Origin of the sequence: Bacteroides sp. LFL-34 (assembly GCF_027257075.1) — a bacterium.
GTDB lineage: Bacteria > Bacteroidota > Bacteroidia > Bacteroidales > Bacteroidaceae > Bacteroides > Bacteroides ovatus.
This window is the reverse complement of the sequence record NZ_JAPQKZ010000001.1, coordinates 1-25,015: the sequence shown is the minus strand read 5'-3', so window position 1 is coordinate 25,015 and position 25,015 is coordinate 1. Positions and strand designations below refer to the sequence as shown.

At 40.0% G+C, this 25,015-nt stretch carries 29 protein-coding genes, 1 tRNA gene and 1 pseudogene; 9 read left to right on the top strand and 22 right to left on the bottom strand.

The annotated features are described in order from the left end of the window. Positions 1-116: 116 nt before the first annotated feature. From N5O98_RS00155 to N5O98_RS00080, 16 genes are all read right to left on the bottom strand, one after another. The gene (locus N5O98_RS00155; RefSeq protein ID WP_269495385.1) at positions 117-872 is read right to left on the bottom strand and encodes a DNA-methyltransferase; all 756 of its coding nucleotides are present in this window, start codon (positions 870-872) and stop codon (positions 117-119) included. A gap of 13 nt (positions 873-885) precedes the next feature. Further along, entirely contained in the window at positions 886-1,242 is a 357-nt protein-coding gene (locus N5O98_RS00150; RefSeq protein WP_004310947.1) for a hypothetical protein, read from the bottom strand. Position 1,243: 1 nt separating this feature from the next. Beyond that, complete coding sequence (locus tag N5O98_RS00145; RefSeq protein WP_004310948.1) at positions 1,244-1,573, bottom strand: hypothetical protein; 330 nt, start codon at positions 1,571-1,573, stop codon at positions 1,244-1,246. 16 nt (positions 1,574-1,589) lie between these two features. Next, on the bottom strand, positions 1,590-2,258 hold the full coding sequence (locus N5O98_RS00140; protein WP_269495383.1) for a hypothetical protein: 669 nt from the start codon (positions 2,256-2,258) through the stop codon (positions 1,590-1,592). Next, a complete protein-coding gene (locus N5O98_RS00135) occupies positions 2,191-2,949 on the bottom strand; it encodes a helix-turn-helix domain-containing protein (RefSeq protein ID WP_128132078.1) in 759 nt (252 codons plus the stop codon). The genes N5O98_RS00140 and N5O98_RS00135 overlap by 68 nt, the downstream gene beginning before the upstream one ends. A gap of 165 nt (positions 2,950-3,114) precedes the next feature. Next, the gene (locus N5O98_RS00130) at positions 3,115-3,483 is read right to left on the bottom strand and encodes a RusA family crossover junction endodeoxyribonuclease (RefSeq protein WP_080706905.1); all 369 of its coding nucleotides are present in this window, start codon (positions 3,481-3,483) and stop codon (positions 3,115-3,117) included. Between the two features lie 23 nt (positions 3,484-3,506). After that, positions 3,507-3,619: transfer RNA gene (locus N5O98_RS00125), tRNA-OTHER, on the bottom strand. A 30-nt stretch (positions 3,620-3,649) separates the two neighbouring features. Further along, complete coding sequence (locus tag N5O98_RS00120; protein WP_032846078.1) at positions 3,650-4,438, bottom strand: hypothetical protein; 789 nt, start codon at positions 4,436-4,438, stop codon at positions 3,650-3,652. Positions 4,439-4,580: 142 nt separating this feature from the next. Further along, positions 4,581-5,042 (bottom strand): DUF4494 domain-containing protein, encoded by a 462-nt coding sequence (locus tag N5O98_RS00115; RefSeq protein ID WP_032846074.1) that lies wholly within the window; start codon positions 5,040-5,042, stop codon positions 4,581-4,583. Positions 5,043-5,092: 50 nt separating this feature from the next. Then, positions 5,093-5,401, bottom strand: a complete 309-nt coding sequence (locus N5O98_RS00110) for a hypothetical protein (protein WP_032854379.1) — start codon at positions 5,399-5,401, stop codon at positions 5,093-5,095. Beyond that, positions 5,398-6,213: a YqaJ viral recombinase family protein gene (locus N5O98_RS00105; RefSeq protein ID WP_175353634.1), complete on the bottom strand. Its 816-nt coding sequence runs from the start codon at positions 6,211-6,213 to the stop codon at positions 5,398-5,400. The genes N5O98_RS00110 and N5O98_RS00105 overlap by 4 nt, the downstream gene beginning before the upstream one ends. Continuing rightward, positions 6,200-6,685 carry a hypothetical protein gene (locus tag N5O98_RS00100; protein WP_004310954.1) on the bottom strand — a complete coding sequence of 162 codons (486 nt, stop codon included), beginning with the start codon at positions 6,683-6,685 and terminating at the stop codon, positions 6,200-6,202. The genes N5O98_RS00105 and N5O98_RS00100 overlap by 14 nt, the downstream gene beginning before the upstream one ends. Positions 6,686-6,696: 11 nt before the next feature. Further along, positions 6,697-6,924: a hypothetical protein gene (locus N5O98_RS00095; protein WP_032845392.1), complete on the bottom strand. Its 228-nt coding sequence runs from the start codon at positions 6,922-6,924 to the stop codon at positions 6,697-6,699. 619 nt (positions 6,925-7,543) lie between these two features. Next, positions 7,544-7,774, bottom strand: coding sequence for a hypothetical protein (locus N5O98_RS00090; protein WP_032856109.1), 231 nt, complete (start codon positions 7,772-7,774; stop codon positions 7,544-7,546). A gap of 41 nt (positions 7,775-7,815) precedes the next feature. Beyond that, positions 7,816-8,004 (bottom strand): DUF1391 family protein, encoded by a 189-nt coding sequence (locus tag N5O98_RS00085; protein WP_032856110.1) that lies wholly within the window; start codon positions 8,002-8,004, stop codon positions 7,816-7,818. A gap of 53 nt (positions 8,005-8,057) precedes the next feature. After that, positions 8,058-8,234, bottom strand: a complete 177-nt coding sequence (locus N5O98_RS00080; protein ID WP_004310955.1) for a hypothetical protein — start codon at positions 8,232-8,234, stop codon at positions 8,058-8,060. A 136-nt stretch (positions 8,235-8,370) separates the two neighbouring features. Between N5O98_RS00080 and N5O98_RS00075 the strand changes: the two genes are divergently transcribed. The 5 genes and pseudogenes from N5O98_RS00075 to N5O98_RS00055 all read left to right on the top strand — a co-directional run bounded on the left by N5O98_RS00075 (position 8,371) and on the right by N5O98_RS00055 (position 12,702). Beyond that, positions 8,371-9,069: an XRE family transcriptional regulator gene (locus N5O98_RS00075; protein ID WP_087323438.1), complete on the top strand. Its 699-nt coding sequence runs from the start codon at positions 8,371-8,373 to the stop codon at positions 9,067-9,069. 23 nt (positions 9,070-9,092) lie between these two features. Then, positions 9,093-10,103: a hypothetical protein gene (locus N5O98_RS00070; protein ID WP_143241908.1), complete on the top strand. Its 1,011-nt coding sequence runs from the start codon at positions 9,093-9,095 to the stop codon at positions 10,101-10,103. 33 nt (positions 10,104-10,136) lie between these two features. After that, on the top strand, positions 10,137-10,778 hold the full coding sequence (locus N5O98_RS00065; protein ID WP_143241907.1) for a hypothetical protein: 642 nt from the start codon (positions 10,137-10,139) through the stop codon (positions 10,776-10,778). 20 nt (positions 10,779-10,798) lie between these two features. Beyond that, positions 10,799-11,212 carry a hypothetical protein gene (locus N5O98_RS00060; protein ID WP_143241906.1) on the top strand — a complete coding sequence of 138 codons (414 nt, stop codon included), beginning with the start codon at positions 10,799-10,801 and terminating at the stop codon, positions 11,210-11,212. Between the two features lie 1,039 nt (positions 11,213-12,251). Further along, a pseudogene (locus tag N5O98_RS00055) lies at positions 12,252-12,702 on the top strand (DUF5053 domain-containing protein). Positions 12,703-12,826: 124 nt separating this feature from the next. Here N5O98_RS00055 and N5O98_RS00050 read toward each other — a convergent pair. Further along, positions 12,827-13,354, bottom strand: a complete 528-nt coding sequence (locus N5O98_RS00050) for a hypothetical protein (RefSeq protein ID WP_004310960.1) — start codon at positions 13,352-13,354, stop codon at positions 12,827-12,829. A gap of 420 nt (positions 13,355-13,774) precedes the next feature. On the opposite strand from N5O98_RS00050, the gene N5O98_RS00045 reads away from it, so the two are divergent. Next, positions 13,775-14,092 (top strand): hypothetical protein, encoded by a 318-nt coding sequence (locus N5O98_RS00045; RefSeq protein WP_004310961.1) that lies wholly within the window; start codon positions 13,775-13,777, stop codon positions 14,090-14,092. Positions 14,093-14,197: 105 nt separating this feature from the next. Here N5O98_RS00045 and N5O98_RS00040 read toward each other — a convergent pair whose 3' ends face one another. Next, positions 14,198-15,019: a DUF3845 domain-containing protein gene (locus tag N5O98_RS00040; RefSeq protein ID WP_061448117.1), complete on the bottom strand. Its 822-nt coding sequence runs from the start codon at positions 15,017-15,019 to the stop codon at positions 14,198-14,200. 15 nt (positions 15,020-15,034) lie between these two features. On the opposite strand from N5O98_RS00040, the gene N5O98_RS00035 reads away from it, so the two are divergent. Continuing rightward, the gene (locus N5O98_RS00035; protein WP_004306385.1) at positions 15,035-15,619 is read left to right on the top strand and encodes a Crp/Fnr family transcriptional regulator; all 585 of its coding nucleotides are present in this window, start codon (positions 15,035-15,037) and stop codon (positions 15,617-15,619) included. Positions 15,620-15,621: 2 nt separating this feature from the next. On the opposite strand, the gene N5O98_RS00030 is transcribed toward N5O98_RS00035, so the two are convergent. The 3 genes from N5O98_RS00030 to N5O98_RS00020 all read right to left on the bottom strand — a co-directional run bounded on the left by N5O98_RS00030 (position 15,622) and on the right by N5O98_RS00020 (position 20,284). After that, positions 15,622-16,524 (bottom strand): helix-turn-helix domain-containing protein, encoded by a 903-nt coding sequence (locus N5O98_RS00030; protein WP_022200005.1) that lies wholly within the window; start codon positions 16,522-16,524, stop codon positions 15,622-15,624. Between the two features lie 92 nt (positions 16,525-16,616). After that, positions 16,617-18,359, bottom strand: coding sequence for a bifunctional metallophosphatase/5'-nucleotidase (locus N5O98_RS00025; RefSeq protein WP_004308615.1), 1,743 nt, complete (start codon positions 18,357-18,359; stop codon positions 16,617-16,619). Next, positions 18,356-20,284, bottom strand: a complete 1,929-nt coding sequence (locus tag N5O98_RS00020) for a sensor histidine kinase (RefSeq protein WP_004308616.1) — start codon at positions 20,282-20,284, stop codon at positions 18,356-18,358. Before N5O98_RS00020 ends, N5O98_RS00025 begins: the two co-directional genes overlap by 4 nt. A gap of 118 nt (positions 20,285-20,402) precedes the next feature. Between N5O98_RS00020 and N5O98_RS00015 the strand changes: the two genes are divergently transcribed. Next, complete coding sequence (locus tag N5O98_RS00015) at positions 20,403-22,535, top strand: Tex family protein (protein WP_004308617.1); 2,133 nt, start codon at positions 20,403-20,405, stop codon at positions 22,533-22,535. Here N5O98_RS00015 and N5O98_RS00010 read toward each other — a convergent pair. Further along, positions 22,507-23,403, bottom strand: coding sequence for a CPBP family intramembrane glutamic endopeptidase (locus N5O98_RS00010; RefSeq protein WP_004308618.1), 897 nt, complete (start codon positions 23,401-23,403; stop codon positions 22,507-22,509). The two genes, N5O98_RS00015 and N5O98_RS00010, sit on opposite strands and share 29 nt — an antisense overlap. Before the next feature lie 103 nt (positions 23,404-23,506). On the opposite strand from N5O98_RS00010, the gene N5O98_RS00005 reads away from it, so the two are divergent. Continuing rightward, on the top strand, positions 23,507-24,556 hold the full coding sequence (locus tag N5O98_RS00005; RefSeq protein ID WP_032855819.1) for a leucine-rich repeat domain-containing protein: 1,050 nt from the start codon (positions 23,507-23,509) through the stop codon (positions 24,554-24,556). Positions 24,557-25,015 lie beyond the last annotated feature (459 nt).

Below are 25,015 nucleotides of genomic sequence, written 5' to 3'. Positions count from 1 at the left end.
TTATAGTAATTAAACGAGTCTAAGTATATACAATTCTTAAAATTTTAGCTATACACGAAATGCTCAATCGTCGTATAGTTAATCTAATATTGCCATAATTCTATCGTTTATTAGTTCTACACAAACATTCTAGGCTGCATCCGCGACAAAATGATTTTATTCGCATCTGCATAGAACTTCTTCTTTATCTCAAATCCGTATGCTTTTCGCCCGCATTGAGCGGCTGCAAGTAATGTTGTACCACTTCCGGCGCATGGGTCTATTACAACATCACCCGCATCGGTGAAAAGTTCGATCAACCACTCAAGCAACGGAACTGATTTTTGTGTCGGATGAATCCGCGGTGTATCTATGTCTCTAGGATAATCGAAACAATTAAATACCATCCGACCGCCATTATTGAATTTTGGCAGTTTATCCCGATACAAGAGTACACCATATTCACAATTACCAACGACCTTCATATTAGCCTTTAAAACTTGTGCCGAAAAGTTCTTTTTAAATACCAGATTGATATATTTGTTCAGCCCGTATTCCTTCGCTTTCTGTATAAGTTCGAATTGTTGCTGAAATTCACAAAAGACAATCATACAGGGGGATTTTCCTTTTTCTTTTGGCTCTTTAACGAGCATCTTGCTACAAAAATGAAGAAATTCAGTAATTCGAAAATCCTTATCGGTATCGAAAAATTCTTTTCCAGCTAATTCGCTTTCTCCATTAGAATTGTCTCCGTCGATATACCAAGATGGATTAGAACCGTATGCGTTCTTCCCAATGTTGTAGGGAATATCCGCAATGATTAGTTGTGCTTTCGGAATACCGTATGTTTTATAGTTCTGGAAATGATCGTTAAATAGTTCTACGTCTTTCATTGAAGCAATAATATTAGTCGTTAATAAATTCGTCCTCGTTCTCTACTACTTCACTCTTGACAGGCTTCTTCACCGGAACGCGAATTGCCTTTTCTGTAAACTTGTTCGATAGATATTGTTTCGCCTGTTCCCAATCTGTAAAGTGTAAATTTGGATCAGTATAGAGCGAGATAATCGTAGAGTTTAATTTATCGAGTGCTCCGAAAGCACTTGAATTTATTGTGCCGTCTAGAGGTGAAAACTTGGCAACTAAGCCGTTATAATTCTCTGAAACAAATCGGTCGATATACTTCCGATTCCGTTCGTTTGCTTCGGCGTGTTCTACAGGAACGTCGTGCAAATAATTTGTGTTTGATAGTTTTTTAACCATATTAAAATCCTTCTAATCGTTTCTGTCCGTTCATTTCGTCTACCTTGTGTTGTGGTAGTTTTCGTTTTGGTTTTACATACTCGAAATGTCGTTCCGCCTGTGATAGATCGTAGAACATTTCTTTGATTTCGTCCGGTAGTACTTCTTCATCATCATCGCCTGGCATCGGATCGGCAACCCGGAGAAAGCAGCCTAAAATGTACTGCATAATCTCGTATGTGCTTTTGAAATGGTAGTCAGCGCGAATCTTATCGAGCCTTTGCCATTGTTCCAGATCGACGCGAACCGGAATCTTTTTAAAATACACAAGTTTCTTTTTTCTGCTTCGCATGGTTTCGTTGTATTAATTATCTTCTACTAGCTCCGTTCAAGTCCAAGACGTTAAACATTTCATTTATTCGATCCGCGATATACGCGCCGTAAATACGCTGTATTTCCTTAATCGTTAAGTTCGTTGTAACATGAGTTATTGTCTCATGTCTCAACTCGTACCGACATTGGAAAATATACTGCATCACGTTTAGTTCAGTACCGAAATACTTTGCCGGGATTGGCTCGCGTCCTAGTTCATCAAAACAGATCATTCGCGGCGTACCGTTGTTGTAAGTATACAATTCTAGTGCATCCTTTCCGCGCATCGAAAAGCCGTTTGCAATACAGGAAGCCGAATCAATCCTAAAACCACCGATCGGATAGCCGCCCTTTGCTTTGCCGCGTGTGAAACAACTATATCGGTTTAGAATCTGCATGATAGTACTTTTTCCTGTACCGATGTCACCTCGTAACAATAGCCCTTTATTTGAATCTAGCTTCTCGGATCGTCCTTCAGTATACAAAAACAGTTGGTTCATTATGTTTCTATTCGAATCGTCAATCTTAAAACCGGGGCAAACGTATTTGCAACACGCTTTAAACCACTCCGGGCGCTTCTCTACTTCTATCGGCTCGTCATAGTACGGTAGTCCGTATGATAGAATCGCCGCTATCGGTAGAGTCTGTTTGCTTCTTGTTTCCATATTCGTTTTTATTATTCTTTAGTTCAAAAAATCCCGCCCAATTATTCGCAATCGATTCATCTACGATTTGAGATGCGACCGCCGGATTACCTTTGCTCAATTTCACTAATTTGTTGTAACACGCTTTGAGTGACTTTTCCGATTTGTAATTTTCCCGCCTGTCTTTCTTGTATTCAAGCCAAAGAGTAAACGTCTCTAAAAACTCATTAGATATAAAATCAAAATCTCCATGAGAGACTTTAGAGAGTATATTTCTGTTTGGTTTCTGTTTTAGTTTATTATAGTCTGTACTATCCCCTGTATCATTGACTCCCTTATCTACTGTATCATTGGCTGTCTGATTGGCTCCCTTATTGGCTGTTTGATTGGCTGTAAAATTTACAGTAGTAGTTACAGTGGTTTTAAATTCCTTCACGAAAGAATAAGAGCTTATAATACGTTTGTTCTTACCAGATTTATAATAAATCAATCCTGCATTTATTAAAGACTCACGGGCTTTTATTAGTGTTTTCTCATTCACGTTAAGCGCAAAACAAAGTTCAATGTTCGAGCAATCGAAAACGTCCCTCCAATCTTCGCCGTTACAAATAGCCACTAATTCGTAAAAAAGGGCTTGTTCGGTGGCGGTAAATCTGAAACGTCGTCGCGCTTTTCGCATCTTTTCAGTTAGCGTATATCCGTCTATATTCATCACACTTATAAAGTCTATCGAGCGATATAATAACTACAAATCCTTATCCCGATCGCCCGTCCCACTTTCAGGACGGAACAATAGCAAATAAAATTATTCTCTTCTCCGCCATTCCGACACGTCCGGCAATCGCTTTTTTGTACCTGTGTTGTTTTCTTCGCCATTTTATACCTCCTTTATTTCAAATTCAATTCTCGGATTAGTCTTATCTATATATTTCTCCGCCACTATTTTCACACAATTACGATCATTTCGTATCGCTCTACATGACTGCAAGCAGTCTAACACAATTTTAAGACAATTATCCAAGTCTGGTCGTTGCGTATCATAGTGCACGCTTAAATAGAGTTCAAATAAGCCTTTTATTTGTTTATTTCTGTATTGGCTACATTGAAGATAGAAAGACTTTTCATACATCACCAAAGCATCTTTTTTTGCAAGTGATCCGTGATATTTTCCGTCTTTACCTCTTTGTTGAATTATCTTGTAGCAATTACTCTTGCTAGGGCATTTCCCTATTATTATCTGCATCATATTTTATTTTGGTTTGTAAATAGTGGATAAGCCCGGATTCGAACCGGGAATGATACTTCAAGAGCCGCACCGCATTAACGGAATGTCTGGCGATCAACCTTACATAATTAGGCGTTTCCAATTCCGCCACTTATCCGATTTGCCGGGGCTTTCACCCGGCGCGTTGTTATTTAGTTATTTTCAAGAAGTCGGGAACAATCCCATATAACGCCGTTTTCCCGTCCCAACGATCAATAAACTGTTTGTACAAAATTTCTTTAGTCAATCCTCTTGACCGGATGATAGCCTGTTCTGTTTTTAGTTGTTCTAACTCGTTTAACTTCTTTTGTTCTTCAATCTGCTGATCTAATACCGAAATATTCGTATTTACTTCATTACGACTGTCTATTTTCTCACGTACCTTTTCCGAAAATTCTAATTGTGCAGAAAATGTTAGTAATTGCAATCCGCGTTTTTCAAACTCCGTTTCGATTATTTGTTCTAACCGTCTTTCAAAAATCAATGAGCCTCCGTCTGCCATCAAACTATCCGTTTTATGTTTACGACTTTCTTCTTTTATTAAATCATATATACGCGGCTCCAATATATTATCTTCAAGAGAACTCATAAAATCGCCTCCGTCGCTAATATGTTTATTATCGAATACCACATCGACCGCCCTTTCTTTAATCACTTTATATGAATAAGTCGGACGAGCTTTAAACTCTGTATTGTCTGCTGCTTTTAGTGTAACAGGTTCGGCAAAGTCACCTCTTTGGTCAAATAATGGAACTTGAAAAAGTTCTGTGCCCCATTCCCACGTAGAAACGCGTCCCGTTTTAATGGAAAAATCGTTCTTTCCGTCTTTCCCGTAATTCTCCATGAAAACACCTGCATAATTGGGAGCGACACGTTCACATGAAGCGAACAAAACAACGGCAACAAATGCCAATAGTAAAAACTTAAAATCTTTCATTTTTAAAAATTTAATTAGTTTGTAAATTAAGAAAATTACAGCCGATAAAATAACCATAACGCCCAACCACGCGCTAACATGGTTGAATAGGCGGTTTCCTATTGGGATAGCTATCACGGCTATTAATAGCATCCAATGTCGTTTAATCATGTTTCTGTTGTTCTTTATTTTTCGCTTCATACGGATAAACATCTACAATCGCCGTTTCTTTGAGAAGAATCGAAGAATAATCCGCCATCGTTCCTTTCATTCCTTCGTCGAGTTTCTTCATTGCGTCGTGAATGTCTGCGGCTTGTATAAGTACATTCGTATACGTTCGCTTCTCCTTGCCGCTTTTCTCGTCAAGTGTAGTAAAAGCGAGTCGCCCGGCAAACCATTTATCGGCGGAATCCTCTTCGCTTGTAAATATCTCGCTATAATGTGCGCGGGAAATGTCGGACACTGTAAACTCACCGGAGATAAACGGCGTTACTTCTTCGATTATTCGCGCTTCTGCTTCGGTAAAACTTAGTGCATCGACTAAGTACGGTTCAGTTACCTTCTTTTGCATCCCGTTTTCCATTACTTTCTCGTAGCGAATTTTCGTTAAAAACCAAGTGTTCATAATTTCGTGTTTATTAAAGTGTTTATAAAAGTGTGATTAATCGTGTTGTGTTAGCGTTGTGACGGTACAGCGTGAACGGAATAATTATCTAAGATGCATTTTACAGACACAGAATCATACGGAAATGTTTTATACATAAATGATTCGGTTACTTTAAATCTAAGAGATGTCGAGTTGTCTATTTCGAGACACAAATAACTCGTCCCGTCGCTTTTCAGGTCGGATCGTAATTCTTCATCATTAATAACTAACTCCTTGCCTAATGCGCACTCAATATCCCGATAAGAATCAATAGGAATATTTGTACAGTATTGTTTCAAGTAAGAAAGAATATTCTCTGTTTTAATTAATTTATTCATGCTGCTTTTTTTATTTTATTGGTGATTAACTTCTTTAACTCCTTCCGTATCTTATAAATCTGATTCTTTACCGGAACACTATTTTTCGCTTCCGGCTTTAACGCCTCGATCTGCATCTTTAATTCTAATACCGCTTTTGCCTTATCGACACAATCAAGCAAATCCAGACCGGAACGGATAGATTCGTCTATCATCTCGCTAGCCAACCGGATTCGATCATAGAGTTTCTTTATATTCTCCACGTGATCGGCTCGATTCATTTCGAGTATTCGACCGTCGTTTACATAGCCGTCATAAATGACATAATACAACTTGTCTACGTCTGGGCGACCTAGAAAATGTCCGAGGAATTGCCAATAATATTCGTCTTTTTCGTCGATGGTATTTCCGAACTGCAGCGATTCGATCTTTCCTTGCGACATCGGGCACTTGATCTCACCCAGAGCGATAACTTTCCCGTCAAATCCGTACACATAGAAATCCGGTGAATCTCCGAATCCTTCAAACGGTTCATTGAAAACAATGTCCTTAAAATCGGTTGTACACGACTTGATCTCGTTCATTAACTGGCTCCGTACCCATTCGACCGCTAGCGGTTCGTTTTCATGTCCCCAATCAAACGCCTTGTTACTTCCGTTTTCTCGCATCGTCCCGGTTCTACGCTCGTAGCGAACCGCATACATTGCATCTAGGGAAGTTTTACCGAACGGGCAACCCTTTCCCGCTTTCATTAAATCGGGAAGCGTAGAGGCAGTTATTTTGCCTTGTCTCTTTTCCTTCCATTCGATTTCTTTTTGTTCACTTGATTTCATGTGCTACTAGTTCTTTGATTTGTTCTTTAGTTAGTTTATATTTCGTCTGGACTTGTGCGACCGTAAAGCCACCCGCCAGACCGTCGAGGATATTTTTCCAGATTGCCGATCCTGTCTCAACAGTAGGCAATGAGTTTTCTACTTTCGGAAGAAAAGGACGAATACGAAGCGAATCAACCTTTTCGCCGAAAGCGTCAACTAATACCGCTCCGATTTGGATTTGCTTGTTTATCCATGACTCAAAATTCGGATTTTTGAAAATTTTCGTCAATGTTTTGCAGTTCGTCCGGTTGAGGATCATCGGTTTCACATTCTCGAAGAAATAAGCGACGAAACATTCTTCTTTCTTTCCAGACGCGCCGACTACTTGTTCTTTTTTCGTTTCGCGGATGGTGAGAATTATATCTTTTCCATCCGGTAGGCTGTAAGCGCCTAGATAGTCGTAATTAAATTGAGTTTTCCAATGTGTCATTATCGTGTTGTTTAAAAGTTATCGTTTCCACCCTGATAAAGCGACTCATAACAGCGAGCGCAAACCGTTATTATCTTTGTGCCATGTCTGCCACGTTCGTACGTTTCGACCTCTAATTCTATCTCTTCGCCCGGTTCGATCTCTTCGCCGCAATCTTCGCAAACTAGAGTATCAGCAGGGCACGCGCCAAGAACCGTACAAATTCGGCAATTACCGATACATTGAGGATTCGCCGCCATGTCGTTTCACGTTTAGATAGTTACAGACTAGCACGTAGATAACCGTTATAAATACGATCAATAGTGCGATAATTAATTTGCCCGGCTCCGGCTCGCCTTCTGCAAGGCTGCACGCTGAAAGCATTAAGATAATAGCGGCGGGACTTTGTTTTAGTGTTAACATGGTGTTTGTTTTATACTACCTTATTACTTTGTATGAATCTATCTATACTCGATAAATCGTACCAGATCATTTTTCCAAATTGAGAAAAAGAAATGAGAGCTTTTTCCCGTAACGTTCTCAAAAAATCATCCGAGCATCCTATATAGGATTTTGCTTCGTCTTTACTAAGCCACTTCTTCACTATTGGCTCAACTTTTCCGGTTACTCTAGTTCGTCCCATTGTTCATTATTCAATCGTGTAACAATTAGATTATCTTTATCGGTTTCCGTCGTAAACAGTAGACCTTCGTCATATTTTAGATTTGTACAGGTCGGTCTAACTGAATTTCTTTTAGAACGAGGGAAGGTCATTGTTTCCCCGGGCTGCATCCCCCTTAAAAGGGCAGTTAATTCGTTTCTTTTTCGTCTCATTGTCGTGTATCGTGTTATGTAGCCCCGAAGGGCTACGGATTAATATTAAATAGCTGCTTTCAATCGCTCTATATCTCTTATTAATTTTTCTTGCCTTGCTACTTCATTATCTGCCATTCCGTCAAGCCCGAGACTTGCATACCATTCTGCATTATTAACAGCCTCTTCTAATGCTATTTCTTTTTTCGAAATTAATGCATTAATGGCGTTCTTATCACGGCTTTCGATTAATATCTCTAAGGCTGTCTTTCTGGTTAAAGTGCTAGTTGCTTTCATAATCGTATTTATTATGTAACCCCGAAGGGCACGGATTAATATTAAATCTTCTGATAACCGAATGAGTTCATAAATTTCTCTGCGCCCTTGAACGTTTTGAAAGTCTTACTACTAGCGAGTGTACACGCTAAGAATCTTTGTCCGGCTGTTGTATTAATCAAGCTAACACAACATACCGTTTCGCTTCCTGCTTTTTTAAATTCTACGTCTCCGATCATTCCTATTTCCATTATTATCTATATTGTGCAGGGCTCTCGCCCCGCCAGTTATTTTTTTTGTTATCTTATTTAATGCCGCAAAGTTTTGAAATTCTCAATAACTCTTCATCGCTCATAAATGCGAGGTCGAAAAATATACCTTCATCGAAAGGTTTGTTTTCAGCTAAAGCGGCTTGTTTCATGCTAACCATTATTTGAGTTATCGTATTGCCTTTTTCTTTATCGCTCATTCCTGCTTTCATAATTCTATACTTTTATTTGTTAGTTCTTGATTGATTGATTAACTTTGATGCGACAAAGATAGGATATTATTATTACCCATAAAAGAAAATAGGAAATAATTATTTCCTATAAAACATTTATTAACTATTGGTGCTTATGGAATTTAAAGATAGATTAAAGATTGCTATTGAGAATAAAGGAGTTACACCTTATGCTATTGGAAGAGACACAAAGGTATCGAAGGTGTCAGTTATGAACTATCTAAACGGAACAAAGCCTAATATAGGTAATATTAATATCCTAGCTGATTATCTAGGTGTTAATGTGGGATGGCTTATTAGTGGGGTAGACGATTCTTTAGAGAGCTCTAAAGTATCGAACGATAGTGATGAAAAATATATCATGCACTATGAAGATTTAAAGGGTAAAGCCATTCCACATATAGACGTAGTTACCGCCTCTTGTGGTCTACCGAATGGCTTTAACTCTGCAATAACGAAAGGGGATTGCGAACGCTTCATCATCCCCGATATGCCCGGTTGTGATTTTACGATCCGCGCCGGAGGTCGTAGCATGATTAATAGAAACGTTCCAGAACGAAGCATTAACGATCGGGATATTGTCGGTTGTCGAATTGTAACAAGTCGCTCTCATGTGCGTTGGGGTGAAGTATATGCATTGGCAACCTATGATGGAATAATGATAAAAAAAATCGAAGAGTCTGATAAAGAGGGTTATATTAAATGCGTTCCTTTTAATAACGAAGAAGGATTCAAACCGTATGATGTTCCGGTTAATGAAATATACGACTGGGCGTTAGTCGTCGGTGTAGTGAGTGTAAAAACATGGATTTAACTAATTATAAAAGACAAAACAATATGAAGAAGCTGCTATTAGGGATAATATTAATATTTTTTCCACTTATCGCATCTGCGCAAGATGAAGTATTAACAAATCAGTCTATAACCGACATGTTAGAACTTGGATTCTCGAACGACGTTATAGTAACTAAAATAAATACGTCAAAAAATAACTTTGATACATCTATACAAGCTCTAAAAGAATTAAAAGAAAAAGGAGTAAGTAATGATATTATTGTAGCGATGATGCAACGGAATAAAAGAAGCGAAGATAAAGAAGCAAGAGAGCAAAGCATTAAAACGGGAATATATTTCAAAGAAAACGACGGTTTTAAAAAGATATTTCCTGCGGCTATTTCTAACGCCAAAACTAATACATTAGGTTCAAAAGTAACGCCTCATATAACTAATACTAAAATAAAATCAGTGTTATCAAATGAACATTCTACTAATATCATAGAAACAAATATACCAGATTTTCGTTTCTTTTTCAATAACACAAAACAAATGGAGAATACTTCTAAGGCGTCTAATTGGCGGTTTACCGTTGCTTCTTCTCCACATGAATTTGTATTAGTAAAGTTGATAAGCAAAAAGGGGAAAAGAGAGTTAAAGACTGGGGAAATTGATTTATATTCAGGTAATTTTGCCGGAGTGGAAAGCAAAGATATTGTAATTTGCAACATTGAGGCAATAAATGAAACAGAATTTAGAGTAACACCACAAACGCCGATTTTACCCGGTGAATATTGTTTCCTCTATCAAGGAACTACGCCCCATAGCTACAATAATAGTCAAGCCGTTTTTGATTTTTCTATTTCAGAAAATTGCAAAATAGAAAATAAATACAAGATTGATGATAGTGTATGGGTTCTAAAAGACGGTAAACCGAAAAAGTTAGAAGTTATGTCCGTTAATGTCAAAAACGATGGTATATATTACTCTTTAAGAGCACGAAGCAGTTGGAAAGATGAAGAGTATAAAGAATCCGACTGCTACTCATCCAAAGAAGAAGCAACCAACAAATAAACAAGTGTCATCGACCACTAAATCGAACTAAACATGAAAAACCGAATCAAATCATATTGGAGCAACTGTTTGTCGATCGCTGCGATTATATGCAGTGTTGTCGCTATTTGCGTTTCGTTACCATCCGCGCCGGAGCTAGGTATAGACTATATCGGGGTGATAGTAGGGATTTTATCGCTTTTGGTGACTATGTTAATCGGATGGCAGATTTGGAATGTGATTGCAATAGATAAGAAGGTTAAAGATGAAGTGAAGCAAGTCAGCAAATCTTTTGCAAAGGATATAAAAAAAATAAAAGATGAAAGTGAAATTTCTACGAAAAAAATACTATATAAGGCAGAGTATATCGAATTGAAATTTCAGTTATCAAAATGTGATCTGCGAGGAATAACAATCTGTTTAAAAGCAATGGTTGAACATGCAATATCTATTAACGAACCATACTTTTTTAGCGATGTTGCCGCAAAGATATTATTATCAAAAGAACAAGCGAGTGTAGTAACAATCTCTAATGGAGTTAGACAGATAGAAGTAAATAATGACTTCTTAGAGATTTCTCAAAGTCTTTTAAATCATTTAGCTGCCTCCGATAGATTCACCCCTGCATTATTGGAAATGGTAGATAACTTAAAAAGAGATAATGAGAAGATACGAAAAAATATAGAGAATAAATAGAGTATTCAAAAACAAAAGACATGATTACAATAGATAAAAAAGATATTATAGTAGCAATACTAATCGCCTCTAATAAATCGCTGACAGACTTAGACGTTTACGATTTAAAAGAGCACAATATAACAATAGATGAATGCGACATAATTTTACGCCAACTCGAAAAAATGGGACTAATAGATATAAAGAGTAGATATTCGCGGCCTAGTGGTTTTGTCGTTGCTATAAATTCCGGCTTACATGAATTTTCGTCGCGTGGAGCTTTTAAAGCACAAGAGCTAATACTTTCGACGCAACTTGAAAGATTGGATATAGAGATACAACTTATGAAGTCTCAACTTACGCCGGACAAACTCGATCAATTTAGCAAGGTATTTTCTATCTTTAGTTCTGTGTGTAGTATGCTTCCCTATATCAAGATCACCCATGGCGAATAACTCCACCAACCGGAATATGTCGGGATTATCTAAAGTATTACGCCATACGCTAGGCGAAATATTATCACTATAAATACGTTCTCCGTTAACCTCGAATATTCGAGATACGTCGATAATATTTTTATTTTGCTTTGTGATTACTCGCTTCAAAGTGAAAACGGCTTCTACGGCACGTTTATTATCAGAATCGTTGCTTTGAGTCATAATAGTACTTTTACTACTAGCCGGATAAACTAGAAACAGATAGCTTAAATTCAAACAAATAATATTTGCTATTTCTGATTGATTGATTAACTTTGTATTGAAAACGTTCTTTGATAAAGATGAAATATAAGAGGTGATATTTATAAGAAAGGGAATGAGTACCGTTTTTTAATGCAAATTCGGTGCAAATAGATTTTATAAATATTATAAGATATTAGTTATAAGCGTTTTAGGTGGTGTAGAAAAACGCCTCTCACGCATGTAATACGAGTTCGATTCTCGTACCCACTACTATCTGATTATCAGCCTCTTACAAACAAGTAAGAGGCTTTTTTATTGCCTTATATCTATATCAAAGTATCGTTTTTAGGCGTTATAAACGGGTATTATTAAAGAAAATGATGCAAATTTTGCGCAAATTTTCATCTTGCTTTATTATCGTGCTATCCCGTTAACACACTATTTGCGTATATATACTAAAAATGATAATAATATGAATAAGAAAGTAATAGATTACATTAATTCATTGAAAATAATTCTCCAAAAACTTGTACAATAAGCAAACACATATTAATTTTATAAAGTCAAATAAGAGTTCTTAATTTTAATGTTTAACCAATGAAAGATGAAGAAAGAAAGAAAGGAATTAGAACAAGAATATGAGAATTTAAAACTTCTCGCTTCATTTCACGAAGCCTATGGGATTTCCCGAAAATAAAAAAGAAAGAGAAGCATTAATAAATGACATACTCGACCGAATGAATGAATGAAATTCGGTAAAAATTAAAAGAGTAATTAATCTCCCTCCCTTCGGCGAGGGATTAACTTTAAAAATATGATAGATATAAACGCCTGCTTACCTACACCCGAAATGAAAGCGGATTTTGAACGATTCAAAACCTTTTCTACCAAAGAAGAAAGAGATGCTTTCAAAAAAGAAATGCAAGCCAAATATAACGCGCTGCCAGAAGCCCAGAAAGAAGCCTATAAAAAAGCGTCTGAATCTGGACTAAAAGCAACCGTAGATGCTTGTAATGATTTTATAGAAAGAACAGAAGAAGCTATATTACGGGATAGACTCGGAGAATTGCCGGAAGCTATTTCGTTTAGCTATATCGCAAAGAAATATTTCGGTAAGTCAAGAAATTGACTATATCAAAGAATTAACGGCAATATCGTAAACGGAAAAAAAGGCTCGCTTTACAGATAATGAACTTCAAACGTTTTTAAACGTTTTGAAGGACGTAAGCGAAATGATTCATCAAACATCGCTTAAACTCGGTTAAGATTCTTATTGACACCAGTCCCGCAAATTGAGTCATTGCGGAACTTTTTTTAGGAATGAAACAACAAAAGGTCTGGATTACTTAGCTTTTTCTAAAAGCTACTATCACGATAATACATTTAATATTAAAATTCTAGCGCAATCCCACCTAAAATAGAATATTTTGTAAAAGCCAAATTTATATTTACTTTTTTTATATTTATGACCGCTATCCCGCCAAAATCTAGCCCCGAAACACTTTTTTTCTCTGAAAACTTATTATGTACTATGCCGGAATCAGATATAGTATAATCACTTCCATCTGTAGTGCCATATGCTATTTTCGCATACCCTATAACTGGAATAAATCTTAAATTCTTCACAATAGGAATTTGATAGCCTATATGAACTACAGTAGTCATCTTATCAGACCACTTATCTACTCCCATATCATTTTCATGAGAAGAAGGCCATCCCATAACATCAGCATAAAAACCTTTTATAGCCAAACTTACTCCTACCGCACCATTTGATATACCTCTTCCATATCCCACATATCCTCCTATTATACCAATGCTCCATTCCTTGTTAACTTCTTTAAAAAGGAAAAAAACTTTTGCTAATAAATCATTCACTGAAAGAATTACGACTAGCAACAATAGAACTTTCTTCATAACTATGTATTTTGATTTGTGAATACTTCTACAAAGAAAGACACTTCTTTACACCAAATCAAACGTTTTACTGTTTTTTTTCAAGTTGAATAACGATCATCCGCAAATTACCAGCAATCAATTCGAGAATTCCTTATACTTGAATGAGTATAACATTCTCATTACTATTATCTATTATCTTATCTACAAATTCTTTTGCTAGTTTTGATATTTCAATTACCTTTAGCACAAAATATAAAAAAACAAGTAAACATGAAAAAGCAAACAAACTCTATTACCGCTTAATTCTTTTGGGGCAAATAGTAGCCAAAATCTAAAAAAGACTCTCCCATATCACATCTATTTAATAGTTTATTGATAGCCTTAAAAAGAAGTTCAGACAATAGTTAGAAATTAAACAATCACTAAAAACTAAATATCATGGAAACATTTATTATTTTAATCATTCTCATATTCGGAATCCTACAACTAATCCTATTTTTCAAAATCTGGGGCATGACAAACGACATTAGAGAAATCAAAGAAAGATACTTTTCTTCAACCACCTCCCCCAAAAAGAAAATGCCCACTCAACCAACAGAATTTAATATTGGCGAGCTTGTTGTAGAAATAAAAACAAATAAGCAAATGCGAATCAAAGAGATTACAGAGGATGGGAAATATAGTTGCTATACAGGTGGAGGTGCTTCACATGAAGGAGATTTTACCGCATCGGAAATAAAACGTTTTAATTCGTAATTCCATATTCAAATAATTTATTTGGATGGTGTATGAAAAGACCTTCCATGCACGTACGTATAATCTCGTACCCACTACCAAAGAAAAAGAGGAAATGTAGTTAAACTACATTTCCTCTTTTTCTTTATAGATCTCGAAGTAAGATTCCTTATCAATCCTCAACCGTACTCTATCCTCTCTTTTCTGCCCTGCCAGATTCACAAACAGATTGAAATACAGTTGGCTGAAAGAAAGGTTGGAACGATCATAAGTAATATCAAACGTCCAGGTTCTACGAAAAGAATCGAACGTAGCATACGATTGCTCACCCCCTTTACACATAAACACTTCCGGGAAAGACGTAGGAGGATAAGGCTGGAATAAACCCGCTAATTGAGCATAAATATAGTCAATCATCCATTCGTCTCCTGTTAAAGTCAATTCTCCCTTTAAACGGAGTTTGATGGCATAACTGGCAGTCACGTCGGACGAAGTATAAACAGGAACCTGGCTTTCTGCCGGATAGTTGCCGTCTTTATATCCAAGACTCATTGTTAGTTTGGATAGACCGACGCCATTAAAGCCACTCACCTCCTGATCTGCCAACCGGTTTTTCAGACTGACCATGAATGTCAGTTTACCGAGCGTCGGATCACCCGGATATTGTGCAAGCGTGTCCAGTACATAATCTTCGGTATTGTAACTACGGGCTATTAAATCACCCTTCCCAGCCTCCAAAGCCGGACCACCTCTTTCCACATCCACGTTGCCAACCGGATAATAAATAGCATCATTATCCCTTACGCAACCACTCAAACAGAACAGCAACACTGCCAAGCCTATTATCTTATTCATTATCATCTTACCTCTTGGTTTTGCGGACAAAGATACATCTTTTTTATACCACACTTGATTTATGTCAACCGTTTTTAGTATTTTTGCACACATCAAGACAGAAAAGACATGGATACATTATTAAGAGAGACTGTAAATGCTGTTGTAAATTCCCGCTTTCCGGAAATGAGTATAGAAGGAAGACGACAGATAGAAAGCATACTGATTCGTGAAGAATTTCCCAAAGGAGCAATAGCGCTGAATGAAGGAGAAGTAGCTCATGAAATCGTATTTGTCGGCAAAGGGATGCTTAGGCAGTACTATTACAAGAATGGGAAAGACGTGACCGAACATTTCTCATACGAAGGATGTATCGTGATGTGCATTGAGAGTTTTCTGAAACAAGTACCCACCCGGCTAATCGTGGAAACCCTCGAACCTTCCATTATCTACCTGTTCCCTCGCGACATGATACAAAAATTGGCAAAAGAGAACTGGGAAATCAATATGTTCTACCAAAAGATACTGGAATACTCCTTGATTGTATCACAGATTAAAGCAGACTCCTGGCGCTTTGAATCCGCCCGCGAACGCTATAACCTCCTGCTCGAAACACATCCGGAAATTATCAAACGTGCACCTCTGGCACACATCGCCTCTTATCTTTTGATGACACCGGAAACACTAAGCCGTGTGCGCTCCGGTGTTCTATGATTTTAGCCGCTTTTCCGGTATTCTTTAGGAGACATACCGGTGTAATGCTTGAAATATTTCCCGAAGAAAGACTGGTTGGCAAAATTCAGCCGATCGGCAATTTCCTGAATATTCATGCTTGAAGAATTCAGAAGTGCTTTTGCTTCCAGAATCACCAGTTCGTCTATCCACTCTCCCACCGTTTTTCCGCTGACCTCTTTTACTACTCCCGAAAGATGTTTAGGCGTCAGACACAACTGGTCAGCATAGAATTTCACGCTCCGTTCAGACTGGTAAGACTCCACTAAAGACTCATAAAAACGTTCGAAAATATATTCTTTCCGGCTTTTATTTTTCATGGTAGTAGCATTGGCTGGCGCATGATTGGTAAAGATATTACAAAGTTCAAAAAAGAACCCTTGCATCAAGCCCATTACCACTTCTTTACGATATAAAGCCTCCTTATTCTTCAACCGTTTTCTGATAAATGCATGATATTCCTTCACAGTCTCCTGCTCCTGCGGTGTAAGATTGAAACACGGGTAATCTTTCAGATAAAAGAATAAGGAAAGCACATTACTGATCTTAGGCAATGTCTCTAACAAGTTCTTCGACACAGCAAAGAATATTGCTTTAAAGTCGGAACTGAAACACCGCTGTTCGACAATCTGATTAGGCAGCGCGATCACCATTAATCCGGGGAACAGTTGAAACTCACGTAAACTAATATTAAAAGTACCAGTACCTTCCAGGCAAAGACCTACCGTCAACACCTCCAGTTTAGTCGGTCCATTATACAACGATATAACGCTCTCCGTATCGAAGAGCGCTATATCGTTATCAACAACATCAATGTTGTCAGAATCTATATGTTTAGAATGAACTACCGAAGAAATACCTACTTTGGGAACATTTTGAATATACATACTCTCTCTTTTTGCGACAAATATACCAGCATTTAATCAGATATACAAGTCGTTCAAGAGTATTATCAGACATAATGAACACTTTTAGTTACTTATTGAACAGACCGGAATAAATATTCAGAATCACGTTGGGCAGCCGGCACTGTCCATTTCTCCGGAACAAACTTCCACTGATTCAGGGCTTTGGGATCCATCGTACCTTTCTTTTCGATATAATTCATCAAATAGAAACGAAGATCTTTATCCGTAGAGAAAATTATACGGCCCTTCAAATCCTCCTGCGGAATACCCGATCCTTTCGTCAACAGTTCTCCACCACCATTACCACGATAAGAATTTAAGGCCACTTTATATATCTTATCCATACGGAAAGGAGAACCGTCCGCCATGCTCGTAATCGTAATCTTTTCTCCCTTCGGTTTTGTCACGTCCACCGTATAAATAATGCCGGAAGCCGAGTCGAAATTAAAACTGAAGTTCTGGAAAGAAGCCCTGTCTTCCGCACCTTCCCGAGGTTTCTTCTTGAACCAGAGCAGATGATCTTCCGGTGACTTCATCCGGTTCGTCCACATATAATAAGACATCTCCAGAAAATCCTTAATCTCCTTTCCGGACAGAGTCATCACATACAGCATATTCTCATACTTATACAAGTTGAACATATCACTGACAAACACATCCCCCTTCTTTATCTCCGCATCAAACGAAAGCGGAGCGGCAAAAGAGATGTCAGCTCCGGTTATATCGAGCTGTAAAGTATGTATCAAATCAATAAAAGCAGAAGGACCGAAGAAAGCAGGATGAGTAGAGATACTCTCGGTAAAAGTGCCGATCTTCTTGGATACAAACTTCTGCACCGTCTCATATTGCGGAGCAAAACGCTTCATGAAATCCTCGCTGATTCCGTAAGCTTCCGTTTCTGTCAACTCCCCTTTGATGTCCTTACTCTGCACCTTTCCATCTTTCAGTTTCAAGGTCACATCGACATTAGACAATACAATTCCATTGCTGGCCGGATCAATAATCAACACCGAATCTCCGGCTACATTCATCACCTTCTTACATTCGCGGGCATGATCGTGTCCCATCAATACGATATCGAATCCCGGCACATTCTTCGCTACGTTGAGAGAAGCGTTCTCGTTGTACTTGCCCGACATTTTGAAAGCCTCCTGTCCGGCATGGAACAAGCCGATCACCAAATCCGGATTCTCTTTTTCACGGATAATCTTCATCCATTTGCGTGCCGTCTCTTCCATATCATCGAAACGCAAGCCTTTCCACAGATTTTCAGAAAGCCATGCAGGGATGGCAGGAGTAATCATACCCAATACCACAATCTTCACGCCATCACGTTCCAACACCTTATAAGAAGCCAGATGGGGCTTTCCCGTAGACATATCAATGATGTTGGCACCCAACACAGGGAAGTCACAAGTGGCTATCCAACGGTCGAACACAGCACGCCCCGTTTCCACATCATGGTTCCCCATATTACCGGCATCATATTTCATGAAATTCATCATTTCCGAACAAAGATGAGGAGACACCGTATCTATATAATTATAGTAATAGGCAGTAGGCTGTCCCTGCAAAATATCACCATTATCCAGCAATATCAAATTCTCTTTATACTGTTCACGCTCTTTCTGCACGAAAGAATAAATACGCGCCAGACTACCCTTCCACTCGTGGCGGGTTATAAAATTGTAAGGATAATAATTACCATGTACGTCACTCGTTTCCACAATCTTCAGCTTCACCACCTTTTCCTGCGCCGCAACAGACAGTATGAGACAGAAAAGCAAGCCATAAATAAATCCTATTCGTTTCATTCTTTTTCTATATTTAGCGGATGCGAAAATACGAACCGTGCCCCACCGGTATAGTCAGGATCGATCCATATACTTCCTTTCCATTTATGCACAATCAATTTACAGATAGACAATCCCAATCCGGTTCCCTGGGCGTACTCATTCAGCTTTTCAAAACGCTCGAACACAAGTCCCTGTTTTTCTTTCGGGATACCGCATCCGGTATCCGTTACCGAGAAAATAGCCATTTGCTTTTCCTCATTCACAGAAAAGTCCAAGGTAATCTTCCCGCGTTTCGTAAATTTGTCGGCGTTGGACAGCAGATTAATGATTACCTGTTGCATACGCTGCACATCCGTCACCATCCGGAAAGTCTCAAAAGAAGTGGAAAACAAGAACTGATTGTCCGACGACTGTCGTGAAAAACTAACAGAAGCAACCACCTGACTACACAACTGCACCACATCACATTCCTCCCACGTCAAAGTCACCCGGTTCGCCTCCAGACGTGAAAGGTCGAGAATATCATTAATCAGACGAAGCAACAAATCCGAATTGGTTTTGATAATCTTATAATAAGACTGCTGTTCATCCTCCGTGCTACCGCCCATTGCCAGTACATCCGAAAAGCCGACAATCGAGTTCAACGGCGTCCGTATCTCATGACTCATATTGGCAAGGAAAGCACTCTTCAGACGATTAGACTCTTCCGCCCTGTCTTTCGCTACACGCAAATCCTTCTCCGATTTCAAAAGCTCATCTTTCAAACGTTTCGTACGGAAATAATAGAAAAGAGAGATACATAAGCCAAGTACCAGAATCACGAACAAAGCACAAGCAGACCATATCTGATAAGTATATTGCTGATAGAACGAAACCGGTTGGTTGACAAGCTGCACTTTAAAAGGCAACACGCTTGGGTGCAGCCCCCACTCTTTCACCTTCCGGCTATCCAATACCGCTTTAGAGCCAATGATCGAAAGATGCTTCCCCGTATCCTCCGGGTGCTGATCCATCCGTATGGACTCCATAGCCATTTCTCCTCCCACTTTCCGATAATCGGGCAGCGCTCCTCCTATCGCCCAATATCCAAGGCTCACCGATGAAGGAGTAAAAGCCGGGATGGTAGGAGTAGCCTCCATCATGGCATACGTCGCATTCCGCATGAAATACCCCTCGTTCATATCCACACGCCACGTTCCCACCAGAATAACCGTATTTTCGGGCAGCTGTCTCAATTCCTCAACGATGGTATAAATAGAATGTCTCCGGCCGTCCATCAAAATCAAATCCAGATCGGGGAACTTCTTCATTTCTTTTCGTACCAACGCTTGCATAGTCACTCCGCCATAAGTATTGTCCGAGATAAAGGCAATGTGTTTCGTTTTCGGATAGAAAGCTTGAATCATGGAGATATTACCTTCTATATTATATTGATTGATAAATCCCGATTCCAGTTCGGGAATATCCAGATGATCTTCAAAGATATCGACAGATTCGGGCATCCAGCAATCAAGATTTTCCACCGTATCTTTTGGCAATATCACCACATTACTACTGGCCAGACTGCACATCACCGGCACTTTCACCTGCATTTCATCCCTCTGCGACAAATAGGCAGCCCACGCTTCCTGTCCTAATAAAATAATTTGTGCCGGATGCTTTTCTCCCTGATATTTAGCCAGAATCTGCGTCATCATCGCGCTCCATAACGGAGCCTCCGAGAAACTTTTACAGTTCATGTTTTCGATGACAATGTCGCGCTGTCCTCCCAACTTACTATATTCATCCATATAATCGGAAATAGTGACCGAAGTTTGGTGTGCTGCCGGATTATAAGAGCAAATAATCAGAATAGGTTTCTTATCTTTAGAGACAGCCAATACTTCCGTTGACTGCAGAAGCCAAAGGAAACAGATAAAAAGATATCCAAGACGTCCCAGCATAATTATGCAGTTTTGATGTGTTAATTCATTAATTGAGTTGCAAATATAGTAAAACTTGTCGGGTTTAGCAGATTTATATGTATTTTTGTCGCTCATTTACTCTCAAAAAATACAAATTATGGAATTATTTCACAAGATGATTTCCGGTTTTCTGGGTATACCGGAAAGACAAATAAGTAGTACGCTCCATCTTTTGGGTGAAGGTGCTACGATTCCCTTCATCAGTCGTTACCGTAAAGAAGCCACCGGCGGACTGGATGAAGTGCAGATAGAGCAAATAAAAGAGCAACACGATAAGTTGTGCGACATAGCCAAACGGAAAGAAACGATTCTCGGCACCATCAACGAGCAGGGAAAACTGACTGCCGAACTGGAGAAACGTATCAACGACACCTGGAATCCGACGGAACTGGAAGACATTTATCTTCCTTATAAACCCAAGCGGAAGACACGTGCTGAAGTAGCCCGCCAGAAAGGGTTGGAACCGCTTGCCACCATCCTGATGTTGCAAAGGGAAAACAATCTTAGTACCAAGGCTGCCTCCTTCGTGAAAGGAGACGTGAAAGATGTGGGAGATGCCCTGAAAGGCGCCCGTGACATCATTGCAGAGCAAGTGAACGAGGACGAACGTGCCCGCAACGCGGTACGTAATCAGTTCAGCCGCCAGGCAGAGATTAGTGCCAAAGTAGTGAAAGGAAAAGAGGAAGAAGCGGCAAAATACCGGGATTATTTCGATTTCTCCGAAGCACTGAAACGTTGCACGTCCCACCGCCTGTTGGCCATCCGCCGGGCAGAGTCGGAAGGCCTGCTAAAAGTATCCATCAATCCCGACGACGAGGCCTGCATCGAACGTTTGGAACGCCAATTCGTACGTGGCAACAACGAATGTAGCCGGCAAGTGGGCGAAGCCACAACGGATGCTTACAAACGGCTGCTCAAGCCTTCCATCGAAACAGAATTTGCCGCCCAATCCAAAGAGAAAGCCGACGATGAAGCAATTCGCGTATTCACCGAAAACCTCCGCCAACTTCTTCTCGCTCCGCCATTGGGACAAAAACGGGTGCTCGCCATCGACCCCGGATTCCGTACCGGATGTAAGGTTGTTTGTCTCGACGCACAAGGCAATCTGTTGCATAATGAGAATATCTATCCGCATCCTCCGATCAACAAGACCGGCGAGGCTGCTTCGAAACTTCGCAAGATGATTGAGGCCTATCAGATAGAAGTCATTTCCATCGGCAACGGAACGGCAAGCCGTGAGACAGAAGATTTCATCAACAGCCAAAGCTTCGACCGTCAGATACCCGTGTTTGTAGTCAGTGAGCAGGGAGCTTCCATTTATTCGGCTTCGAAGATTGCCCGCGACGAGTTTCCCGATTATGACGTAACGGTGCGTGGAGCAGTCTCCATCGGCCGCCGCCTGATGGACCCGTTGGCAGAATTGGTGAAGATAGATCCTAAATCCATCGGTGTAGGTCAATACCAGCACGATGTAGACCAGACAAAGCTGAAAAAAGCGCTCGATCAGACAGTAGAGAATTGCGTGAACCTGGTCGGTGTAAACCTGAATACGGCAAGCAGCCATCTATTGACATCTATCTCCGGACTGGGACCGCAACTGGCTCAAAACATTGTCAACTACCGGGCGGAAAATGGAGCTTTCAGTTCGCGGAAAGAGTTGATGAAAGTTCCTCGCATGGGTGCCAAGGCTTTCGAACAGTGTGCCGGATTCCTCCGCATCCCCGGAGCCAAGAATCCGCTGGACAACACCGCCGTGCATCCGGAAAGCTACCACATCGTAGAGCAAATAGCCAAAGACCTGAAATGTACCATCGACGAACTGATAGCCGACAAGGAACTCCGCCGGAAGATTAACATCTCCGCCTACATCACCCCTACCGTCGGTCTGCCCACCTTACAGGACATTCTGCAGGAACTCGACAAGCCGGGACGTGACCCGCGTAAGGCTATCAAAGTCTTCGAATTCGACAAGAACGTGCGCACCATAGCCGATTTGCGCGAAGGAATGATTCTTCCGGGCATCGTAGGCAACATCACCAATTTCGGGGCGTTTGTCGATATAGGTATTAAGGAGAACGGACTGGTGCACCTCTCACAATTAGCGGAACGGTTCATTTCCGATCCAACGGAAGTGGTATCCATCCATCAACACGTCATGGTCAGAGTGATGAATGTAGATTATGACCGGAAACGGATTCAGCTTAGTATGATCGGGGTACAGCAAGACTGATTGCTTCCCTTTTTTCTCCCCACCACACGATCAGAATCGTAAAAACAATCATAAGTACTGTGCAAATGAGCGAGCCTTCAAAACCGAAGGCTCCGCCATTCAGTACGTTTTCTTCGGGCATACGCAAAGTCAGCATGCTCGTCGTGAAATTATTTCCGCTCACCTGATAACCTAGAATCGGACCTTGAATCCAATTCCAGAAAAGATGAAGAGAGATAGGGAAACACAGATTCCGGGTATAAAGATAGGAAGCACCCAGTAACATACCGGCAAGTAAGAGATTAAGCATCGGTAGGAAAGCTATTTCCGGATTAAAGATATGCATAAACGCGAATAATGCCGATGAGATGAAGAGCGCCAGGAATTTATTCATATTGGTATGAAGCAGACGTCCGAGGATATAGCCGCGCATCAGAATTTCTTCAAACAACGCCACTAACAGGAAAAACACCCACGACCCCAATAAATCCAACGGCTTAAACTGAAAACCGGTGACTTCTATTTCTCCCAAAACAACAGAGATTCCGAAACCCAGCAAATAGAGCAAGATTGCCATCAGAAGCCCATACCACAGTCCACTGGCATGTCCTTTTAAAGAAAGTCCCAAATCAGAAAACGGACGACGTTCGAGACGAAGCAAAATTACGGCAGCAGTAAGAACAGCCAAAAGCATACTGGCCTCCACGAAAATATACCCTACTACTCCCGGATGACGAGCCTCCACTCCAAGAACCAACGACAAGCCTCCGCTGACCAGTGTCCCATACAATCCAATAAATATGAAAAGTACCACAATAAACAGCGGGATACATGCCCACACAGGAAGTCTTTTGGGTTCTTTCTTCCCATCTATGTTGTCTGCCTCCATTTTTACAATTTGTTAATCCGGCTACAAAATTAGATATAAAACATAAAAAAACATCATGTATTCTCTATTTTTCCTATATTTGTCAGAACAAATCTACAAAATTATGAAAATTAAACTACTATTAATAAGTTTCTTACTGGCCGCTAATGCATTAGGAGCCGCCGCCCAAGTGAGTAAGACGTATTATGTGAGTAAGCCCGGTACGCTGATTTCCATGATGACTGAAGAGGAAGCCAACAGTGTCACCCACCTCACACTGACCGGAAAACTGAACGCAGAGGACTTCCGGCATCTCCGTGACGAATTTGCCAATCTGAAAGTATTGGATATTTCGAACGCAGAAATCAAGATGTACAGCGGAAAAGCCGGTACTTATCCCAATGGAAAATTCTACATTTATATGCCGAACTTCATCCCTGCCTATGCTTTCTCGAATGTGGTAGGCGGAGTGACCAAAGGTAAAGCCACACTGGAAAAAGTGATCCTCTCCGAGAAAACGAAGAATATCGAAGATGCTGCTTTCAAAGGCTGTGAGAATCTGAAAATCTGTCAGATCCGGAAAAAGACAGCTCCCAACCTGCTGCCGGAAGCATTGGCAGACAGCGTTACCGCCATCTTCGTCCCTCTGGGCAGCAGCGACGCTTACCGCTACAAAGACAGATGGCAGAATTTTGCTTTCATCGAAGGTGAACCGGTAGAGACTACCCTGCAAGTGGGTGCAATGGGTAAACTGGAAGAAGAGATCCTGAAAGCCGGACTGCAACCCAGAGACATCAACTTCCTGACCGTTGAAGGGAAACTGGATAACGCAGACTTCAAACTTATCCGCGATTATATGCCGAATCTCGTATCGGTTGATATTTCCAAGACAAATGCAACGGCTATCCCCGACTTCACTTTCTCGCAGAAGAAGTATCTGCTGAATATGAAATTACCTCATAACCTGAAGTCAATCGGACAGCGTGTATTTAGTAATTGCGGTCGTCTGTGCGGCACGCTGGAATTACCGGCCAGTGTAACGGCTATCGAATTCGGTGCTTTTATGGGATGCGATAATCTTCGCTATGTATTGGCTACGGGAGATAAGATTACAACGCTGGGAGATAACTTGTTCGGAGAGGGAGTTCCGAGTAAGTTGGTTTATAAGAAATAAAAGAATTGAGGGCTGTCTAAAACTTCAACTTACTAAAAACAGCCCTTTTCTTATTTAAAAGAAACATGCTTTTGGCCAATTTTAAGCAGAATGAATATATTCATGATTATTTCACATATAGATTGTTTCCTCTTCCTAAAGCATAGCTTTTGCCCACCTAAAGCTAAGCTTTCCGTTCTCTAAAGCTATACTTTTTACTTATACTAAAAGAAGTTTCACACTTCTCCTACAAAAAACTCATTTCTCTATTCTCCTTCACCTTTCTTCTGAACTCCTGATAAATAAGCTCTCTACGGGTGAAGGTAGAGTTTTTCATCATTACATTCATCGTATTGCATATGTAAGCGTCTCCGCGATTCTATATAGTGTATTAAAATAAAAAGGCTAATGATCCCTTTTTAGTCATTAGCCTTTTCCCATCTGTCAGGAAGCAGTTCCCTGTATTTTTCAATTGGTGTG

Excerpts from the sequence above, each read along its gene's own strand:
- N5O98_RS00030 (WP_022200005.1), bottom strand. The coding sequence starts at position 16,524 with ATGTATATTCAAAATGTTCCCAAAGTAGGTATTTCTTCGGTAGTTCAT.
- N5O98_RS00105 (WP_175353634.1), bottom strand. The coding sequence starts at position 6,213 with ATGAAATCAAGTGAACAAAAAGAAATCGAATGGAAGGAAAAGAGACAA.
- N5O98_RS00140 (WP_269495383.1), bottom strand. The coding sequence starts at position 2,258 with ATGGAAACAAGAAGCAAACAGACTCTACCGATAGCGGCGATTCTATCA.
- N5O98_RS00025 (WP_004308615.1), bottom strand. The coding sequence starts at position 18,359 with ATGAAACGAATAGGATTTATTTATGGCTTGCTTTTCTGTCTCATACTG.
- N5O98_RS00100 (WP_004310954.1), bottom strand. The coding sequence starts at position 6,685 with ATGACACATTGGAAAACTCAATTTAATTACGACTATCTAGGCGCTTAC.
- N5O98_RS00050 (WP_004310960.1), bottom strand. The coding sequence starts at position 13,354 with ATGAAGAAAGTTCTATTGTTGCTAGTCGTAATTCTTTCAGTGAATGAT.
- N5O98_RS00115 (WP_032846074.1), bottom strand. The coding sequence starts at position 5,042 with ATGAACACTTGGTTTTTAACGAAAATTCGCTACGAGAAAGTAATGGAA.
- N5O98_RS00110 (WP_032854379.1), bottom strand. The coding sequence starts at position 5,401 with ATGAATAAATTAATTAAAACAGAGAATATTCTTTCTTACTTGAAACAA.
- N5O98_RS00145 (WP_004310948.1), bottom strand. The coding sequence starts at position 1,573 with ATGCGAAGCAGAAAAAAGAAACTTGTGTATTTTAAAAAGATTCCGGTT.
- N5O98_RS00005 (WP_032855819.1), top strand. The coding sequence starts at position 23,507 with ATGAAAATTAAACTACTATTAATAAGTTTCTTACTGGCCGCTAATGCA.
- N5O98_RS00020 (WP_004308616.1), bottom strand. The coding sequence starts at position 20,284 with ATGCTGGGACGTCTTGGATATCTTTTTATCTGTTTCCTTTGGCTTCTG.
- N5O98_RS00095 (WP_032845392.1), bottom strand. The coding sequence starts at position 6,924 with ATGGCGGCGAATCCTCAATGTATCGGTAATTGCCGAATTTGTACGGTT.
- N5O98_RS00035 (WP_004306385.1), top strand. The coding sequence starts at position 15,035 with ATGGATACATTATTAAGAGAGACTGTAAATGCTGTTGTAAATTCCCGC.
- N5O98_RS00070 (WP_143241908.1), top strand. The coding sequence starts at position 9,093 with ATGAAGAAGCTGCTATTAGGGATAATATTAATATTTTTTCCACTTATC.
- N5O98_RS00130 (WP_080706905.1), bottom strand. The coding sequence starts at position 3,483 with ATGATGCAGATAATAATAGGGAAATGCCCTAGCAAGAGTAATTGCTAC.
- N5O98_RS00150 (WP_004310947.1), bottom strand. The coding sequence starts at position 1,242 with ATGGTTAAAAAACTATCAAACACAAATTATTTGCACGACGTTCCTGTA.
- N5O98_RS00075 (WP_087323438.1), top strand. The coding sequence starts at position 8,371 with ATGGAATTTAAAGATAGATTAAAGATTGCTATTGAGAATAAAGGAGTT.
- N5O98_RS00045 (WP_004310961.1), top strand. The coding sequence starts at position 13,775 with ATGGAAACATTTATTATTTTAATCATTCTCATATTCGGAATCCTACAA.
- N5O98_RS00010 (WP_004308618.1), bottom strand. The coding sequence starts at position 23,403 with ATGGAGGCAGACAACATAGATGGGAAGAAAGAACCCAAAAGACTTCCT.
- N5O98_RS00040 (WP_061448117.1), bottom strand. The coding sequence starts at position 15,019 with ATGTGTGCAAAAATACTAAAAACGGTTGACATAAATCAAGTGTGGTAT.
- N5O98_RS00060 (WP_143241906.1), top strand. The coding sequence starts at position 10,799 with ATGATTACAATAGATAAAAAAGATATTATAGTAGCAATACTAATCGCC.
- N5O98_RS00015 (WP_004308617.1), top strand. The coding sequence starts at position 20,403 with ATGGAATTATTTCACAAGATGATTTCCGGTTTTCTGGGTATACCGGAA.
- N5O98_RS00085 (WP_032856110.1), bottom strand. The coding sequence starts at position 8,004 with ATGGAAATAGGAATGATCGGAGACGTAGAATTTAAAAAAGCAGGAAGC.
- N5O98_RS00120 (WP_032846078.1), bottom strand. The coding sequence starts at position 4,438 with ATGAAAGATTTTAAGTTTTTACTATTGGCATTTGTTGCCGTTGTTTTG.
- N5O98_RS00065 (WP_143241907.1), top strand. The coding sequence starts at position 10,137 with ATGAAAAACCGAATCAAATCATATTGGAGCAACTGTTTGTCGATCGCT.
- N5O98_RS00080 (WP_004310955.1), bottom strand. The coding sequence starts at position 8,234 with ATGAAAGCAGGAATGAGCGATAAAGAAAAAGGCAATACGATAACTCAA.
- N5O98_RS00135 (WP_128132078.1), bottom strand. The coding sequence starts at position 2,949 with ATGAATATAGACGGATATACGCTAACTGAAAAGATGCGAAAAGCGCGA.
- N5O98_RS00090 (WP_032856109.1), bottom strand. The coding sequence starts at position 7,774 with ATGAAAGCAACTAGCACTTTAACCAGAAAGACAGCCTTAGAGATATTA.
- N5O98_RS00155 (WP_269495385.1), bottom strand. The coding sequence starts at position 872 with ATGAAAGACGTAGAACTATTTAACGATCATTTCCAGAACTATAAAACA.